Raw genomic sequence first — 16,259 nt, 5'->3', positions numbered from 1 at the left:
AGCCGGCCGGAGGCCGAGGTGCCGAGCGCGGCGGGGGAACGCGCCATTTTCTTTGGTCGCTGGCGCACCGTAGGCCAAGATATCCGTAAAGTGAACACAGGAGGTAGTCATGCGTGTACGCGAAGCTATGAGTACCGAGATCCTCTCCGTCGGCCCCGCCCACAAACTCCGCCAAGTGGCCCAGCAGATGTCGGCCCGCCGGTTCGGTGCCGCGATCGTCGATGATGCCGACGCGTCCGGTTTCGGCATCATCACCGAACGGGACATCCTCAACGCGATCGCATCGGGGCTCGACCCCGACGTCGCCGAGGCCGGCGAGCACTACACCCCGGACGCGATCTGCGCCGGTCCGGACATGGAACTCACCGAGGCCTCCCGGATCATGATCCGGGGCGGTTTCCGGCACCTGATCGTCATCGAGCGCGACCAGGTGGTCGGGATGATCTCCGTACGGGACATCGTCAGGGCGCGGGTGGAGCACCCTGTAGACGCCTGACGGTGGCGCGCAGCCCCGCGACGGAGGACAGCTCCCGGCGCGGGTGCACCCGGTTGGTCAGCAGCACGGCGACCGACCGGTCGGTGACGCGCACGGACGTACCCGTGAAGCCGGTGTGTCCGAATCCCGCTCCGTCGCGCAGGTTGGGCAGATCGGCGACCCCGGGACAGAACCCGGTTCGCAACGCCTCCCCGAACGCCGCGACCTCCCCGACCGGGGCGAACAGCCCCGCGTGCCCGCACGGCCCGCCCAGGGCGAACGCCGTCCCGTCGTGCACCACCCCGCGCACCAGGCCGCGGCCGGGCTTGAACTCGGTCGCGGCGGCACGGGCCGGATCGGGCGCGTAGGTCGTCTCCGTGAGCCCGAGCGGCCCGGTGACCAGCTCGCGGAGCAGCCGGTCCAGCGGCGTGCCGGTGCGCTCCTCGACGATCCGCCCGGCGAGCAGCGGCCCGACGTCGGAGTAGACGTCCGGCCCACCGCCGGGCAGCGCCAGCACCCCGGGCCAGGTCCGGGCCTCCTCCGGCACCGTCGCCGGCAACCCGGCCGTGTGCGTCAACAACTGCCGCATCGTGTACCGGCCGTGCGCGGGCTCATCCAGGGCAAGCCCGAGCCGGAGCACCAGCACCGTCGTGTAGAGCTTCGTCACCGACGCCAGATCCCACAGCGTGTCGGCCGTGACACGCGGGCGCTCGGCAGCCAGGGTCCCGCCCGGGTCGGCATACCTGACCATCTCGCCCACGGCGGCCCGGTCGACCACGACGCCGTCCCAGGTGATGATCGCCGCAGCCCCGGGAACGGTGTGGGGCACCGCACCGGTCAACACGCTGTAAAGATCCATTACGCGGAGCCTAAACTGCGGTGCATGACCGCCGAGCAGCTCATCTCCTTCGCCCGGGGCGCGCCGTCCCTGGACATCATCGACATCGAGGGCCTCAAGGCCGCCGCCGTCCGCGCGTTCGACGCGGACCCGGCCGGGGTGACCGCCTACGGCACGTCCGTCGGCTACCTGCCCCTGCGCAAGTGGATCGCGGACAAGCACGCCGTGACGCCGGACCACGTCCTGGTGACCAACGGTTCGCTGCAGGCCGACGCGTTCCTCTTCGAGCAGTTCGTGAAGCCGGGCGACGTGATCATCGTCGAGAAGCCGACGTACGACCGCACGCTGCTGAACCTGAAGAACCGGGGCGCGGACGTCCGGGCGATCACGGTCGACGCCGACGGCATCGACACCGACGAGCTGCGCGCCCTGCTGGAGTCCGGGGTGCGGCCCAAGCTCGCGCACATCATTCCGAACTACCAGAACCCGGCCGGCGTCACGCTGTCCCTCGCCCGGCGGCGCGCGCTGCTCGCGCTCGCGGCCGAGTACGGCTTCACGATCTTCGAGGACGACCCGTACGTCGACATCCGGTTCCGCGGCGAGGCGCTGCCCTCGATGCTGTCCCTGGACACCGACGACGTCGTCGTGCACGCCTCCTCGTTCACGAAGACGGTCTGCCCCGGCGTCCGGGTCGGCTACCTCGTCGGCCCGACCGCGGTGATCTCGGCGATCGCGGCCACGGCGACGAACCTCTACATCTCGCCGAGCATGCTGTCGCAGGCGACGGTGTACCAGTTCTGCGTCTCCGGCGACATCGAGAAGTCGATCGCCACGGTGTGCACCGCGCTCGGCGAGCGCGCCCGGCTGCTCGGCGAGGCGCTGAACAAGCACATCCCGGACGCCACCTTCGTCGCCCCGGACGGCGGCTACTTCCTCTGGGTCGAGCTGCCCACCTCCGTCAACGTGGACAAGCTGCTGCCGGCCGCCACCGCGCTCGGCGTGGCCATCGTCAAGGGCAGCGACTTCCTGCTCGAGGGCGGCAAGAGCTCGCTCCGCCTGGCGTTCTCGGCCGTCACCGACGACCAGATCGACGAGGGTGTGCGCAGGCTCGCCGAGGCGATCCGCACCGTGGCGTAATTACGTCATATCGTGATGGCGCAATGTCGCCATCACGAGGGTGTTTCTTTTCCGCATCGAGCCGGGAAACAATGCCTCCCAGCACCGCAAAAAAGCCCTCCCCAGGACAGTGCGGTGCGCAAGGGCACCATGCCCCCAAGGGCACCGGGCAGGTTCGGCCGCATCCCCCCGTAGCGGCCGAACCTGCCCGGTGTTGTTTTTCCCGGGGTACTTGATCGTGGAACACTCTCAGGTATGGCAGAGCAGGAGCGGGGTTTGAGCCGGGCGCTGAGCGCGCCCGTGCGCGCGGTCAGCCAGATTCTCCGACCCACCACCAACCCGCCCTCCAGTCCGACCCCGAACGGCCCAGGCCTCGTCGACTTCGCGCTGTACGTGGACGGCGTGCGCCAGGAGGGCGAGTGGACGTTCAAGGAGGCGCACGAGGCGGCCCAGCGGCAGGGCAAGGCCTTCGTGTGGATCGGGCTGCACGAGCCGACCCCCGACGAGTTCGCCGACATCGCCGAGGCGTTCGACCTGCACGAGCTGGCGGTCGAGGACGCGGTGAAGTCGTTCCAGCGCCCCAAGTTGGAGCAGTACGAGGACATGACGTTCGCTGTGGTGCGCACCGCCCGGTACATGCCGCACGACGAGCTCACCGAGACCAGTGAGGTCATCGAGACCGGCGCCGTGATGCTCTTCATCGGCGAACACTTCGTGATCACGGTGCGGCACGGCGCGGCCGTCCGGCTCAAGCCGGTCCGCGAGGAGCTGGAGAGCCGCCGCGAGCTGCTGGCCCAGGGCCCATGGGCGGTGTTCCACGCCGTGGTCGACCGGGTCGTGGACGTCTACCTCGACGTGTCCGCCGCCGTCGAGACCGACCTCGACGAGCTGGAGGCCAGCGTCTTCAGCCGGGACCGCAAGTCCAACATCCAGGAGATCTACCAGCTCAAGCGGGAGTTGGTGGAGTTCAAGCGGGCCGTCTTCCCGTTGCAGCGCCCGCTCCAGGTGCTGGTGTCCGGGCAGATCTCCAGCCTGCCGAAGGAGCCCCGGCGCTACATCCGCGACGTGAACGACCATCTGCAGCGGGTCGTGGAGCAGATCGCGGCGTACGACGACCTGATCAACTCGGTGCTCCAGGCCCGGCTGGCCCAGGTGACCGTCGACCAGAACAACGACATGCGCAAGATCGCGGCCTGGGCCGCCATCGCAGCCGTCCCGACCGCGATCGCCGGGATCTACGGGATGAACTTCGACGTCATGCCGGAACTCAAGTGGAAGTTCGGCTATCCGTTCATCCTGACGCTCATCGTGGTCGCCTGTGCGGGGCTGTACCGGTTCTTCCGCCGGTCGGGCTGGCTGTAGCCGTCGCCGACGTCCGGCTTGGCCTCGGTCCGGCACACGACGCCGCCCGGGCCGGCGTGGCCGCCGGCCCCTGCGGCTGACTAGTCCTTGAGCTTCTTCGCGCCCGACTCGACCGAGTCGGCGACATGGTTCAGCGACTCCTTGGCCTTGTCCCGGACGTCACCGGCGGTGTCGCGCAGGTTGTCGGCCACGGTGCGCACCTTCTCGGCCGGCGACTCGTCGTCGAACTCCAGCACGTGCACCGGCTCGTACTCGTCCCAGCGGGCGTTGCGGCGCGACATGACCAGGGCGGCGGCGGCACCGGCGAGGACGCCGACCCCGAGCACCCCGACGAGCATCGGCCACCGGGAACGCGGCTTTCCGCCCAGGCGCGCCGTGGCCGACTCGAGGCCATGCAGCGCCGCCTCGCGGGCCCGCTCGACCCGGGGACTGACCAGATCCCTGGCCTGGTCGACCCGGGGGGCCAGCTTCTCAGCGGCGCCTCCGGCGATCAGGGAGGCCACCCCGCGCAGGTGGTCACGGCACTCCCCGAGCTCGTTGGAGATCTGCTCCCCACGGCTCAGAGTCTTCCGTCGTAGTCCCAGCACCTGCCCGCCTCCTTCGATGTGAATTTGTCTTTATCCTGCCCTCTCCGCACAGCTGCTGCCAGCGAAACGGCGTACCCGGAGGTACCCGGTTCGTCACGGTCGCAAACGGCGGCGCGGGCCCACATGACAGGATGGGAGGTGAATTGGCCCGACGATCTAGGAGATTCTCGTGTTCGCGACCCTGCACACGAACGCCGGCGACATCCGGCTCGAGCTCTTCCCGAACCACGCGCCGAAGACGGTCGCCAACTTCGTCGAGCTGGCCGAGGGCACCAAGGAGTACACGGACCCGAACACCGGGAAGCCCGGCAGCGGCCCGTACTACAACGGCACCATCTTCCACCGTGTCATCTCCGGCTTCATGATCCAGACCGGCGACCCGACGGGTACCGGCCGGGGCGGGCCGGGCTACAACTTCAAGGACGAGATCCACCCGGACCTGCAGTTCACGGAGTCCTACCAGCTCGCGATGGCCAACGCCGGCCCGGGCACCAACGGCTCGCAGTTCTTCATCACCGTCAGCGCCCCGAACTGGCTGAACGGCAAGCACACCATCTTCGGCAAGGTCGCAGACGACGCCTCGAAGAAGGTCGTCGACGCGATCGCCACCGCCGAGACCGGCGCGGGCGACAAGCCGAAGAGCGAGCTGCGGATCGACAGCGTCACGATCGAGCGCTAGAGCCGGATACAGTTTCTGGCATGACTCACGTGTCTCCCGCCCCGACCTGCTACCGGCACCCGGGGCGGGAGACGTACGTGCGGTGCACCCGCTGTGAGCGCCCCATCTGCCCCGACTGCATGACCGAGGCCTCGGTGGGCTTCCAGTGCCCGTCGTGCGTCGCGGAGGGCCGGGCCAGCCAGCCGGCCGCCCGGACCTGGTTCGGCGGCACCCAGGCCGGCCAGTTCGGCTACGTCACGATCTCCCTGATCGCCCTCAACGTGCTGGTGTTCGTCGCCAGCCTGGTGATCAGCAAGGGCGGCGCCCTGGGTGGCGGCAGCATCTTCGGCGGCTCGACCATCCTGCACGAACTGTTCGGCGTCTCCGGCCCGGACTACCCGCTGCACTCCATCCCCTGTCCGGACCAGCCCGGATACATCTGCAGCAGCACCAACACCAGCGCCCCCGGCATCGACAGCGGGGCGTACTACCGCCTGGTCACCGCCATGTTCCTACACTTCGGCCCGATCCACCTGCTGATGAACATGTGGGCGCTGTGGGTGCTCGGCCGCAACCTGGAGACCGCGTTCGGCCCGGTCCGGTTCGCCGCGCTCTATCTGCTCGCCGGCCTCGGCGGCAACGTGGCCGTCTACCTCTTCTCGCCCAACGGGCTGTCGGCCGGCGCGTCGACTGCCATCTTCGGCCTTTTCGCCGCGCTCGTCGTCGTGCTCCGCAAACTCGGCCGGAGCCTTGCCCCGATTCTCCCGGTCCTTGTCATCAACGCGATCTTCACGTTCACCGTCGCGAACATCTCGATCGCCGGACACGTGGGTGGCTTCATCGCCGGGGGCCTGATCGCCGGGGCGCTCGCCTACGCGCCGGCCAAGAACCGCAATGTCATCCAGGCAGCGGCGCTCACCGCGTACACGGTGATCATGGTTTTGATCGTGGTCGTGACGGCTAGCGGCCGGTCCTGATCCGGCGCAGGTCCTCCACGACCTCGGCCACCGGGACGCCCAGCTCGTTCTGGCTGAACAGGTACAGGTGCTCGCCCGTGTCGATCTCCAACAGCTCCGAGCGCAGACCCAGCCGGCTGCGGACGTCCAGCTTGATCCGCTCGATGTCCGCCCACGGCAACTGCCGCCGCGACAGGCCGGACACCACGGTGACGCCCGAGGCGTCGGCGGCGACCCGGACCTTCAGGATCGCGTCCCGGGCGGCCCACAACGCCACCAGGACAGCCGCCAGCACCGACACGGCCAGCCGGGTCGGATCCGAGGTGTTGACCAGCGCCACCAGCAGGAACAGGACGGCCAGCGCGGCCTTGCCCGCGAACAGGGCAGGCCGAACGGTCCATTCGCGCCGAGAGAGCTGCTGAGGGGCCTGCGCGCCTGGAGTGGCGGGCCGCAGCTCGGGGGAGTCAGTCACCGACCCAGAGTGCCATAGTTATCCACAGCCTGTGGATAACCCCTGGGGAAAACTACACCGCTGTGATCCCCAGGGCGGGCCATCGGAACTACCGCCAGCGTGAGAACACCAGCAGCGATCCGACCAGCGCCCCGAAGCCGATACCGAGGTTCCAGTAGCGAAGCGAGGCGACAGGGTATTCCCCTGCGGTCAGGTAGAACACCACCAACCAGGCGATTCCGAGCACAATGAGCGCTACGGCGAGAGCCGGCACCCATGGAGCGCTCGGCCGGCTGGCCTTCGCCGCGGCGATTTGGGCCGGGTTCAGGTCTGCCGGGGCGGTGTAGACCTTCTTCTTGCGAATCTGTGACTTGGGCACGGTGCTCTCCTGATCCGGACGTCACCAGTTAGCGTAGTCAAGAAGACGCGCAGCACAAGGAGTGGGAGTGTCCAAGTCCACAGAACGTCCGCCCCAGAGCATCAGCCCGGCCCGGGCGCTGCCGTGGCGGCGGACGCTCCACCGGGTCAGAGTCGCCCTCCGGCGCCGGCCCGGCAAGTGGCGTGGCCCCTGGTCGTACCTGGTGCCGGTCATCATGCTGGGCGCCGGCGTCATGTTCGCGGCGAGTGCCACGACGGCCAACGGCACCGACCTTCGTAACGATCGGTCCGTCGAACTCACCCAACTGTTGGATCAACGACGCAAATCCGTCGACGAGGCCGAGAAGGAAGCCAGCCGGCTCCGGCGCGAGGTCGACAGCGACACCGAGGCCTTCTCCGGCTCCGACAGCCGGATCGCCGAGCAGCAGGCCCGGGCCAACGGGCTCCGCGAGGCCGCGGCGATGACCCCGTTGAAGGGCCCCGGGCTCACCGTGCGGCTCGACGACGCGCCCCGGCACCCCGACGGCGTCCTGCCCAACGGCGCGCGCCCAGACGAGGTCGTGGTGCACCAGGGCGACGTCCAGGCCGTCGTCAACGCGCTGTGGGCCGGCGGGGCCGAGGCGATGAGCATCATGGATGTCCGGGTGATCTCCACCAGCGCTGTACGCTGCGTGGGCAACACTCTCCTGTTGCACGGCCGGGTCTACTCCCCGCCGTTCAAGATCGTGGCGATCGGTGACCAGGCGCGGATGCTCGCGGCCCTCGACGCCGCCCCGGGGGTGCAGGTGTTCCGGAGCGCGGTGCGGTCCTTCGGCCTCGGATACGACGTGAAGACCAGCGGGGAGCTGAGCGTGCCGGCATTCACGGGTTCGACGGGGCTCACCCAGGCCAAGGTCATCCAGTGACGTCGGAGCGGCCGGAGAACTCCAACGAGCTGACCACGATGCTGCCGATCGTGGACGGGGCGGCGTTGTCCGGGGCGGACTTGGACACCGACCGGGGCCCGGACGGGTCGGACAGGTCGGCCGGGTCGAACAGCTCGGGCGGGGCGGACGCCTCGGGCGGGACGGCCGCGATGGCCGGGTCGGCCCAGGTGGTGGACACCTCGGGCGGGACGGGCGGATCAGCTCCGGCGGCGGACACGTCGGGCGGATCGGCCCCGGCGGTGGGCGCTGCGGTTGTGCCGCCAGTCAGGTCGACGTCTGCCGCGAGTGGCTCGGGAACCCAGCCTGGTCCGGTGCAGCCGCCGGTCAGGACGACATCGGTTGGCGGGGCATCCTCTTCGGGTGAGCCGGTCGCGACGTCAGACAGATCGGCCCCCTCGAGCGGGCCACACACGCCAGGCGGATCGACCGCTTCACCGGCCTCCGCGAGCGCGTCGTCCGCGTCGGGCGGCCCGGTCGTGCCACCGGTCAGATCGGCCTCCGCGACCATCGGTTCCGCAGCTCAGGGCTCACCGGCGGGGTCGTCTCCCGCTGCGGACGCTTCAGCTTCGACGTCCGGTGTTCCCCAGAGCCGACCACCCGTTCCACCGGTCAGGTCCGCGGATCTGACCGCGATGCTGCCGATCGTGGACACCGCCCCCGAAGGCACCCGGGTCCAACCCCGGCACAAGGCCGGCGCCCAGGTCGTCAAGCTGCGGGCCGTGCGCACCGACGACGGCTACCGCAGCGTGTACGCCGAACTGACCCGCCCCACCGTCGGCAGCGTGATCCGCGCGATCGTCCGTACGTTCGGCGAGGTGCTGATCACGGCCGGCCTCGTGGTGCTGTTCTTCGCGGCGTACGAGGTGTGGGGCAAGACGGCGGCGATCAACGACCGGCAGAACACCCTGAACCAGGGCATCGACCAGGCCTGGGGAGCACCTGTGCCCGGGGGGCCGACCCCGTCGGCGAGCCCGTCGGCGGCGCCGTACCCGGGAAGTGCTCTCGCCCGGTTGTATGTGCAGAAGATGCGCAGGGACCCGTGGGTCGTGGTCGAGGGCGTGACGCCGAAGGACATCGCGTACGCCCCCGGGCACTACCCGACGTCGGCCGACCCCGGCAAGGTCGGCAACTTCTCCGTCGCGGGCCACCGCAGCCCCGGCATCTTCTGGGACATGGAGAAGGTGCAGCCCGGGGACACCGTCGTGGTCGAGACCAAGGACACCTGGTACATCTACAAGGTCTACCAGAACGTCATCGTCAAGCCGAACGCCGTCGAGGTCGTCGCCCCGGTTCCCGGCCAGCCCGGCACCGCCCCGACGCGGACCCTGCTGACCCTGACCACCTGTAACCCGAAGCTGGACAACTACGAGCGGATGGTCGTGCACGCCGAACTCACCCGCACCCAGCCGAAGACAGCCGGCAAACCGGCGGAGCTGGAGTAGCGATGTACGCGTGGATCTGGCGGAAGCTCCCGTTCGGGCTGGCCGGAAAGCTGATCGGGTCGGCGCTGCTCATCGCGGGGATCGCCGCACTACTGTGGTATGTGATCTATCCCGCGATCGATCCCCTGCTCCCCTTCAACGACGGGCAGATTACCGAGTGAAGATCCTGGTCGTCGACAACTACGACTCGTTCGTCTACAACATCGTCCAGTACCTGGGGCAGTTGGGCGTCGAGTGCGTCGTGCGGCGCAACGACGAAATCACCCTCGACGAGGTCGGCGCGCTGGACATCGGGGGCGTCCTGCTGTCCCCCGGGCCGGGGACCCCGGACCGGGCCGGGATCTGCATCCCCCTGATCAAGGGGTACGGGGGGAAGATCCCGATCCTCGGGGTCTGCCTCGGGCACCAGGCCATCGCGGAGGCCTTCGGCGGGATCGTCGAGCGGGCTCCCGAGCTGCTGCACGGCAAGACGAGCCTGGTGCACCACTCCGACACCGGGGTGCTCGCCGGGCTGCCGGATCCGTTCACGGCGACGCGGTACCACTCGCTGGCCGTCCGGGAGGGGACCCTACCCGCAGAGGTCGAGGTGACCGGCCGGACCGACTCCGGGGTCATCATGGCGCTGCGGCACCGGGAGCTCCCGATCGAGGGCGTGCAGTTCCACCCGGAGTCGGTGCTCACCCAGGGCGGGCACCGGATGCTGGCCAACTGGCTTGTGACCTGCGGGTACACGGATGCGCTCGCGCTCGTGCCGGAGCTGGCCGCCGAGGTGGAGGAACGCCGGCTCGCCGCGTTCGTCTGACGTCGCCGAGGCCCGCTCCGTCCGCCGGAGCCTGCTGAGACTGGCGTGCCTGGTTGCCCAGAGCCCGGCCGACGCCTCGCTTCGCTACGCCTGCCCGCCAGGCGCACCGTCGGCGCGGAGCTGACGCTTCCGGGACCCGGTCACCCGAGCCCCGGAAGCGGTGGAAACCTTCAGGTCGGCGTGGCCGTCGGAGTGGGGGTCGCCGTGGCCGTCGGAGCCGTCGTCGGCTGCAGGAACACCCGCAGGTTGTCGGACTTCTTCACGACCGACAGTGCCTTCGGGTTCGTGCCCGTGACCTGGCCGGGAAGCCGGCCCGGCACGGGGTTGCCCGGCACGAACTCGACGTTCGTGAAGCCCAGGCCCTCCAACTGCGCCCTGGCCTGCGCCTCGGTCAGGCCGCCGAGCTCCGGCACCGGGCCCTTGTTGCCCCGGGACACGTACACCGTGACCGTGCTGCCCGACTCCACGGACGCGCCCGGCTTGGGGTCCGAGTCGTAGACCAGGTCCTTCGGCTTGTCGCTGTCCTGGTCCACGATCTTGGCGACCAGCTTCTTGCCCGCGAGGGCCTTGACCGCGTCGTCCCGGCTCAGGTTGAGCAGCGGGGGCACCTCGACCTGGTTGCGGCCGCTGCAGATCTGCACCCGGACGACGCCGCCGACCTTGTCGACCTTGCCGGGCGGGGCCGGGGCCTGGGACACGACGTCGCCGACCGTGCAGGTCTCGTCCTGCACGGGAGCGCCCAGCTCCATCCGCAGGCCCTGTTTCTCCAGCTCGGTGCGGGCGTCCTGTTCCTTCTTGCCGACCAGGTTCGGTACCGCGATGGTGGTCTTGCGGTTGGCCAGCCACACCCCGGTGCCGAGCGCGCCGGCCGCCACGAGGCCGAGCACGATGAGCAGCACGATCATCCAGGTGGACGCCTTGCGCTTGCCCGGGTCGGCCACGGTCGCCGGCACGCCCCGGCCGCCGACCGGTGAGAACACCGCCGTGCGCTCGTCCTCCGCCAGCACCGGGGTCGCCAGCACCGCGCGGCCGGACGCGGCCCGGAGCAGGTCCGCGCGCATCTCGCCGGCCGACTGGTAGCGGTTCGCCGCGTTCTTGGCCAGAGCCTTGAGCACCACGGCGTCCACATCCGGGGGCACGTCGGGGCACAGCGTGCTCGGTGGCTTCGGCGCCTCCCGGACATGCTGGTACGCCACGCTGACCGGGTTGTCCCCCGTGAACGGCGGGTGCCCGGTGATCAGCTCGTACAGCACGCAACCGGTCGCGTACACGTCGGAGCGGGCGTCGACGGTCTCGCCGCGGGCCTGCTCCGGCGACAGGTACTGCGCGGTGCCGATCACGGCGCTCGTCTGCGTCATCGTGGACGTGTGCCCCGACATCGCACGGGCGATGCCGAAGTCCATCACCTTGACCTGGCCGGCCTGGGTCAGCATCACGTTGCCGGGCTTGATGTCGCGGTGGATGATCTGGTGCCGGTGGCTGAACTCCAGCGCGGCGCAGATGTCGGCCGTGATCTCCAGCGCCCGGCGCGGCTGCAGCCGGCCCTCGGCGTTCAGCAGCTCCTTGAGGGTGCGGCCGTTGACGAACTCCATCACGATGAACGGCTGGCTCTCGCCGTTGACGCCGCGCTCGTCGCCCGTGTCGTACACGGCGACGATCGCCGGGTGGTTCAGCGAGGCGGCGTTCTGCGCCTCCCGACGGAACCGGGCCTGGAACGTCTCGTCCCTGGCCAGGTCCGTCCGGAGCATCTTGATCGCGACGTCACGGCCGAGCCGCAGGTCGCGACCGCGGTGCACCTCGGCCATGCCGCCGTAGCCGAGCAGCTCGCCGACCTGGTACCGGCCGCCGAGGAGGCGGGAGGTCATTGCGATACCCCGTTCGTATGGGTTGTGGGCGTCGCGGTCGGGGACTTCGGCGGCTTCGGCGACGGGCTCGTGCTGCCGCCCGGGAAGGTCGGGAAGCCGGTCGGGAAGGTGTTGCCACCCTTGGACACCTGGACGGTGACCGCGTCGCCCTTGTTGGCCTCGCAGGGCACGTCGACGACGCGGCCCTCCTTGACGGTGTCGGACTCCACCGGGTTCACGTTCACCTTCAGGCCCAGCTCACGCAGCCGCTTGTCGGCCACCTCGAACTGCTTGCCCTTCAGCTCCTCGCACGGGATGTCCACCTTGACCGCCGCAGCGGAGGTCCTCGGCGCGGGCGGCGGCACCGCCTCCGAGGTCGTGACCGTCACCGGGTTCTTCTTGTTCTTGTTGTTCGCGCCGCCGCGTGCGACGGCGTAGGCGATCCCGGCGAGGAGCAGGAGCAGGACGACGCCGCCGGCGATCATGGCGACGATGAGGCCCTTGCCCTTCTTCGGCGGCTCCGGCGGGTAGTACGCCTGCGGGCGGGGCGGGCCGGAGACCGGCACGGGGGCGGTGCCCTTCGGGTACCCGCCCTGGCGCAGCTCACCGGTGTTGCCCGGCGGGATCACCGGGGGCACCACCGGCGGCATGACGCTGGTACGGGTCGTGGCGGGCGGCATCGGGCTGCTCTGGTAGCCGGGCCGGCCGGGCGGCGGGGGCATCGGGCCACCCGCGCCGACGGTCCGCGCCGCGTGCGCCATCGCCGAGGCGCTCGGCCACCGGGTCGCGGCGTCCTTGGCCATCGAGACCTCGATGAACTGCCGGATCGGGGCCGGCACGTCGGCCGGGATCGGCGGCGGGGTGTCCCGGATGTGCATCATCGCGACGGCGAGCGGGTTCTCGTTCTCGAACGGGCGGTGCCCGGCGACGGCCTGGTAGGCGACGATGCCCAGCGAGTAGACGTCGGAGAGCGGGCCGGCGACCTGGCCGGAAGCCTGCTCCGGCGACATGTACGCCGCGGTGCCCAGCGTCGAGCCGACCGCCGTCAGGTTGCTGCCGGCACCCGAGCGGGAGATCCCGAAGTCGGTGAGGACCAGGGTGCCGTTCGGGCGGATCAGCAGGTTGCCCGGCTTCACGTCCCGGTGGATGATGCCCTTCTCGTGGGCGGCCTGCAACGCGTCGGCGCCCTGGGCGATCAGGTCCATGGCGCGGGGCGGGGTGAGCCGGCCGACCCGGGAGAGCACCTGGTTGAGCGGCTCGCTCTCCACGTACTCCATCACGAGGAAGGACGCCTTGCCGCCGCCGGGCAGGTCGCTCTCGCCGAAGTCGTAGACCTTCACGACCCCGGGGTGGTTGATGGTGGCCATCGTGCGGGCCTCGTCGCGGAACCGCTCGACGAAGCCGGGCTCCTCGAGCAGCGCCGGCAGGAGCACCTTGACCGCGACGACGCGGCCCAGAACGCCGTCCTCGGCCTTCCAGACGTCACCCATGCCGCCGCTGGCGATCCGCTCCGTCAGCTGGTAGCGGCCGCCCAGCGTGCTGCCTGGCGTCAACATGTCCTTGATACTCCCTTATCGTCCTACGCCGAGCGCAGCCGCCAGCACATTGCCGGCGAGCTTGGTGGCCTCGCCGCTCCCACCCTCGCCGGCGTTCTCCAGAAAGACGGCCACAGCGATCTTCTGGTTGCCCTGCGTCGCGAATCCGATGAACCAGCCGTGCTCGGGGTTTCCCGTGCCGGCCTCCGCCGTACCGGTCTTCCCGCCCACCCGGATGTTCTTGATCTTGGCTTTGCCGCCCGTGCCGTTCTCGACGACGCTGACCATCATGTCCTCGAGCCCCTTGGCGTTCGCCGGGGTCATCGGCCGGTTCAGCACGCTGGGGTCGGCCTTGTCGAGCACGCTGAGGTCCGGGGCCTGGGTCTGCGCCACCAGGTACGGCCGCATCTGCGTCCCGCCGTTGATCACCCCTGCCGCGATCATCGCGCCCTGCAGCGGGGTCATCTTCACCGACTGCTGGCCGATCGCGGAACCGGCGAGCACCGCGGGATCCCCCATCGGACCGGTCTCGCTCTTCGCGGACTTCAGGGGCGTCGTGTACTCCGTCTCGAACCCGAACGCCTGGGCCTGCTCCCTGAGCTTCTCCGCGCCGATCTGCTCGACGGCCAGCCGGGCGAAACCGGTGTTGCACGACTGGGTCAGCGCCGACTTCATCGTGACCTGGTCCTGCGGGCAGATCGAGGGGTTGTCGTTCTTGATCACGTGCTCGGTCTGCGGCGGCTGGTACCCGGGGCCGGCCGTGATGTTCGTGTCCGGGGTCAGCCCCTTGGCCAGCGCCGCGGCCGACACGACCACCTTGAACGTCGAGCCCGGCGGGTAGTTGTTCATGAACGCCCGGTTCAGCATGGGCTGCGCCGGATCCTTGTTGTACTGCTGGAACGCCGTGTTCGCCGCCGCCGTGTCGTTGCCGCTCAGCGGGGACGGGTCGAAACTCGGGGTCGACACCACGGTGAGCAGCGCCCCCGTGGTCGCGTCGATCGCCACGACGGCACCCTTGCGGTTGCCCAGCCCGGCGAACGCCGCCTCCTGCGCCTTCTGGTTGATCGTCAGCTGCACGCTGCCGCCGCCGGTGTTGCGCCCGGTCAGCATGCCGGTCAGCCGGTTGACGAACAGCTCGCTGGACTTGCCGGAGAGGATGTCGTTCTCCGAGTGCTCGATGCCGTCGCTGCCCAGGTAGACGGCCTTGTAGCCGGACACGAACGCGTACGCCGGACCGAAGGGGTAGGTGCGCTGGTAGCGCAGGTCGCCGCCGGTGTCCACGCTCTTGGCGATGCTCACCCCGCCGGCGAGCGTGATCTGCCCGCGCTCCTTGTTGTACTCGTCCAGCTGCACCCGGCCGTTGTACGGGCTGTTGCGGTAGTCGTCGGCCTTGAACACCTGGATGTAGTTGAGGTTCACGAAGATCAGCCCGAACAGGACCAGAACGACGATCCCCACCCGGCTCAGTGGCGCGTTCACGGCTTGCTCCCGGGTCGGATGATCTCGGTGTGCGCGTCGTGCAGCATGGCCGGCTGCTTCGACGGCTGGCCGGTCTCGGGGCGGCGGGCCGCGTCCGAGATCCGGATGAGCAGGGCGATCAGGATCCAGTTGGCCATCAGCGACGAGCCACCCGCCGACAGGAACGGCGTGGTCTGCCCGGTCAGCGGGATCAGCTTCGTCACGCCACCCACAATGACGAACACCTGCAAGCCCAGGGTGAAGGACAGCCCACCGGCGAGGAGCTTGCCGAACGAGTCGCGCACGCCGACCGCCGTGCGCAGCCCCCGGATCACGATCGTCAGGTACAGGCAGAGCATGGCCGTCACGCCGAACAGCCCGATCTCCTCGCCGAAACCGGCGGTGATGAAGTCGTTGTGCGCCTCGGGGATGATGCCCGGCTGGCCGCCGCCCGGCCCGGTGCCGAACAGGCCGCCGGTGCCGAAGCCGAGCAGCGACTGCACGAGCTGGTAGCCCTTGCCGCGCGCGTCGGAGAACGGGTCGAGCCAGATCTCCACCCGCAACTGCAGGCGGCTGATGAACGTGTGCGCCAGGACCGCGCCGCCGATGAACGTGCCCAGCCCGATCAGGATCCAGCTGACCCGCTCGGTGGCGACGTAGAGCATCACCACGAACATGCCGAAGTACATCAGGGCGGTGCCGAGGTCCTGCTCGAAGACGAGGACCAGCATGCTGAACAGCCAGACCGTGAGCACCGGCCCCAGGTCGCGGCCCCGGGGGAAGTCGATGCCCATGATCCGGCGGCTGGCCAGGGACAGCACCTCGCGCTTGCGGACCAGGTAGTAGGCGAAGAAGGCCAGCAGGGCGACCTTGGCGAACTCGCCCGGCTGGAACGACAGCGGCCCCAACTTGATCCACAGCTTCGCGCCGTTGACCTCGGAGACGCTGGCCGGCAGCACCGCGGGAAGAGCGACGAGCACAAGACCCGCGAGCCCCAGGGTGTACGCGTACCGCGAGATCGACTTGTGGTCGCGCACCAGGATCAGCAGCCCCGTGAACAGCCCGACCGCGACCAGTGTCCAGATGACCTGCTTGACGGCCTGCCCGTCCGAGGAGAAGACCGGGAGGTTCGCGCGCTGGCGGAGCTTGACCTCGCCCAGGTCCAGTCGCCGGATGAAGACGACTCCGAGCCCGTTGAGCAGGGCGACGCACGGCAGGATCGCCGGGTCGGCGTACGGCGCGACGAAGCGGACCACGATGTGCGCGAGGAGCAGCACGGCGCTGATCATCGCCGGCAGTACCCAGAAATCGCCCGTGATCTTCTGGATCGCACCGGCCTCGGTCGCGGCACTGAACGCGAACAGGATCCCGATCACCGCGAGCAGGAGCATCAGCTCGGCGTTACGCCGGGTCGGAGTACGCGTGGCGGTC

18 protein-coding genes are annotated in these 16,259 nt (G+C 69.7%); 9 read left to right on the top strand and 9 right to left on the bottom strand.

The window, feature by feature from the left end; translation table 11 throughout:
• Window positions 1-109 precede the first annotated feature (109 nt).
• The gene (locus IW245_RS29245; protein ID WP_197006354.1) at window positions 110-496 is read left to right on the top strand and encodes a CBS domain-containing protein; all 387 of its coding nucleotides are present in this window, start codon (window positions 110-112) and stop codon (window positions 494-496) included.
• Here the strand turns inward: IW245_RS29245 and IW245_RS29240 are convergent.
• Window positions 462-1,334, bottom strand: a complete 873-nt coding sequence (locus IW245_RS29240; RefSeq protein ID WP_197006353.1) for a serine hydrolase domain-containing protein — start codon at window positions 1,332-1,334, stop codon at window positions 462-464. The genes IW245_RS29245 and IW245_RS29240 overlap by 35 nt on opposite strands.
• Window positions 1,335-1,358: 24 nt before the next feature.
• Between IW245_RS29240 and IW245_RS29235 the strand changes: the two genes are divergently transcribed.
• Both IW245_RS29235 and corA read left to right on the top strand, forming a co-directional pair.
• Window positions 1,359-2,450, top strand: coding sequence for an aminotransferase-like domain-containing protein (locus tag IW245_RS29235; RefSeq protein ID WP_197006352.1), 1,092 nt, complete (start codon window positions 1,359-1,361; stop codon window positions 2,448-2,450).
• 234 nt (window positions 2,451-2,684) lie between these two features.
• Window positions 2,685-3,791 carry a magnesium/cobalt transporter CorA gene (gene corA, locus IW245_RS29230; RefSeq protein ID WP_197006351.1) on the top strand — a complete coding sequence of 369 codons (1,107 nt, stop codon included), beginning with the start codon at window positions 2,685-2,687 and terminating at the stop codon, window positions 3,789-3,791.
• 80 nt (window positions 3,792-3,871) lie between these two features.
• On the opposite strand, the gene IW245_RS29225 is transcribed toward corA, so the two are convergent.
• Window positions 3,872-4,378, bottom strand: a complete 507-nt coding sequence (locus IW245_RS29225) for a YtxH domain-containing protein (RefSeq protein WP_197006350.1) — start codon at window positions 4,376-4,378, stop codon at window positions 3,872-3,874.
• A 169-nt stretch (window positions 4,379-4,547) separates the two neighbouring features.
• On the opposite strand from IW245_RS29225, the gene IW245_RS29220 reads away from it, so the two are divergent.
• Window positions 4,548-5,057: a peptidylprolyl isomerase gene (locus IW245_RS29220; protein WP_197006349.1), complete on the top strand. Its 510-nt coding sequence runs from the start codon at window positions 4,548-4,550 to the stop codon at window positions 5,055-5,057.
• 20 nt (window positions 5,058-5,077) lie between these two features.
• Complete coding sequence (locus IW245_RS29215) at window positions 5,078-6,013, top strand: rhomboid family intramembrane serine protease (RefSeq protein WP_197006348.1); 936 nt, start codon at window positions 5,078-5,080, stop codon at window positions 6,011-6,013.
• Here IW245_RS29215 and IW245_RS29210 read toward each other — a convergent pair.
• The gene (locus IW245_RS29210; RefSeq protein WP_233472837.1) at window positions 5,997-6,464 is read right to left on the bottom strand and encodes a PH domain-containing protein; all 468 of its coding nucleotides are present in this window, start codon (window positions 6,462-6,464) and stop codon (window positions 5,997-5,999) included. The two genes, IW245_RS29215 and IW245_RS29210, sit on opposite strands and share 17 nt — an antisense overlap.
• A gap of 88 nt (window positions 6,465-6,552) precedes the next feature.
• Complete coding sequence (locus tag IW245_RS29205) at window positions 6,553-6,822, bottom strand: cell division protein CrgA (RefSeq protein WP_197006347.1); 270 nt, start codon at window positions 6,820-6,822, stop codon at window positions 6,553-6,555.
• Between the two features lie 67 nt (window positions 6,823-6,889).
• Between IW245_RS29205 and IW245_RS29200 the strand changes: the two genes are divergently transcribed.
• The gene (locus tag IW245_RS29200; protein ID WP_233472839.1) at window positions 6,890-7,726 is read left to right on the top strand and encodes a DUF881 domain-containing protein; all 837 of its coding nucleotides are present in this window, start codon (window positions 6,890-6,892) and stop codon (window positions 7,724-7,726) included.
• Here the strand turns inward: IW245_RS29200 and IW245_RS29195 are convergent.
• Window positions 7,716-8,255, bottom strand: a complete 540-nt coding sequence (locus IW245_RS29195) for a hypothetical protein (protein WP_197006346.1) — start codon at window positions 8,253-8,255, stop codon at window positions 7,716-7,718. The two genes, IW245_RS29200 and IW245_RS29195, sit on opposite strands and share 11 nt — an antisense overlap.
• A gap of 136 nt (window positions 8,256-8,391) precedes the next feature.
• Between IW245_RS29195 and IW245_RS29190 the strand changes: the two genes are divergently transcribed.
• Genes IW245_RS29190 through IW245_RS29180 form a run of 3 tightly spaced genes read left to right on the top strand, consistent with a single transcriptional unit; the run spans window position 8,392 to window position 9,991 of the window.
• Complete coding sequence (locus IW245_RS29190; protein WP_233472841.1) at window positions 8,392-9,189, top strand: class E sortase; 798 nt, start codon at window positions 8,392-8,394, stop codon at window positions 9,187-9,189.
• A gap of 2 nt (window positions 9,190-9,191) precedes the next feature.
• Complete coding sequence (locus IW245_RS29185) at window positions 9,192-9,350, top strand: hypothetical protein (protein WP_197006344.1); 159 nt, start codon at window positions 9,192-9,194, stop codon at window positions 9,348-9,350.
• On the top strand, window positions 9,347-9,991 hold the full coding sequence (locus tag IW245_RS29180) for an aminodeoxychorismate/anthranilate synthase component II (protein ID WP_197006343.1): 645 nt from the start codon (window positions 9,347-9,349) through the stop codon (window positions 9,989-9,991). The genes IW245_RS29185 and IW245_RS29180 overlap by 4 nt, the downstream gene beginning before the upstream one ends.
• A 170-nt stretch (window positions 9,992-10,161) precedes the next feature.
• On the opposite strand, the gene pknB is transcribed toward IW245_RS29180, so the two are convergent.
• The 4 genes from pknB to IW245_RS29160 are packed head-to-tail and all read right to left on the bottom strand — an operon-like array spanning window position 10,162 to window position 16,219.
• Window positions 10,162-11,856, bottom strand: coding sequence for a Stk1 family PASTA domain-containing Ser/Thr kinase (gene pknB / locus IW245_RS29175; protein WP_231398974.1), 1,695 nt, complete (start codon window positions 11,854-11,856; stop codon window positions 10,162-10,164).
• The gene (locus IW245_RS29170; RefSeq protein WP_197006342.1) at window positions 11,853-13,391 is read right to left on the bottom strand and encodes a serine/threonine-protein kinase; all 1,539 of its coding nucleotides are present in this window, start codon (window positions 13,389-13,391) and stop codon (window positions 11,853-11,855) included. Before IW245_RS29170 ends, pknB begins: the two co-directional genes overlap by 4 nt.
• A 15-nt stretch (window positions 13,392-13,406) precedes the next feature.
• Entirely contained in the window at window positions 13,407-14,849 is a 1,443-nt protein-coding gene (locus IW245_RS29165; RefSeq protein WP_197006341.1) for a penicillin-binding transpeptidase domain-containing protein, read from the bottom strand.
• A complete protein-coding gene (locus IW245_RS29160; RefSeq protein WP_197008739.1) occupies window positions 14,846-16,219 on the bottom strand; it encodes an FtsW/RodA/SpoVE family cell cycle protein in 1,374 nt (457 codons plus the stop codon). Before IW245_RS29160 ends, IW245_RS29165 begins: the two co-directional genes overlap by 4 nt.
• Window positions 16,220-16,259 lie beyond the last annotated feature (40 nt).

It is taken from the genome of Longispora fulva (assembly GCF_015751905.1).
GTDB classification, from domain to species: domain Bacteria; phylum Actinomycetota; class Actinomycetes; order Mycobacteriales; family Micromonosporaceae; genus Longispora; species Longispora fulva.
The sequence above is the reverse complement of the archived record's forward strand: the minus strand, read 5'-3'. Positions and strand labels throughout refer to the sequence as shown.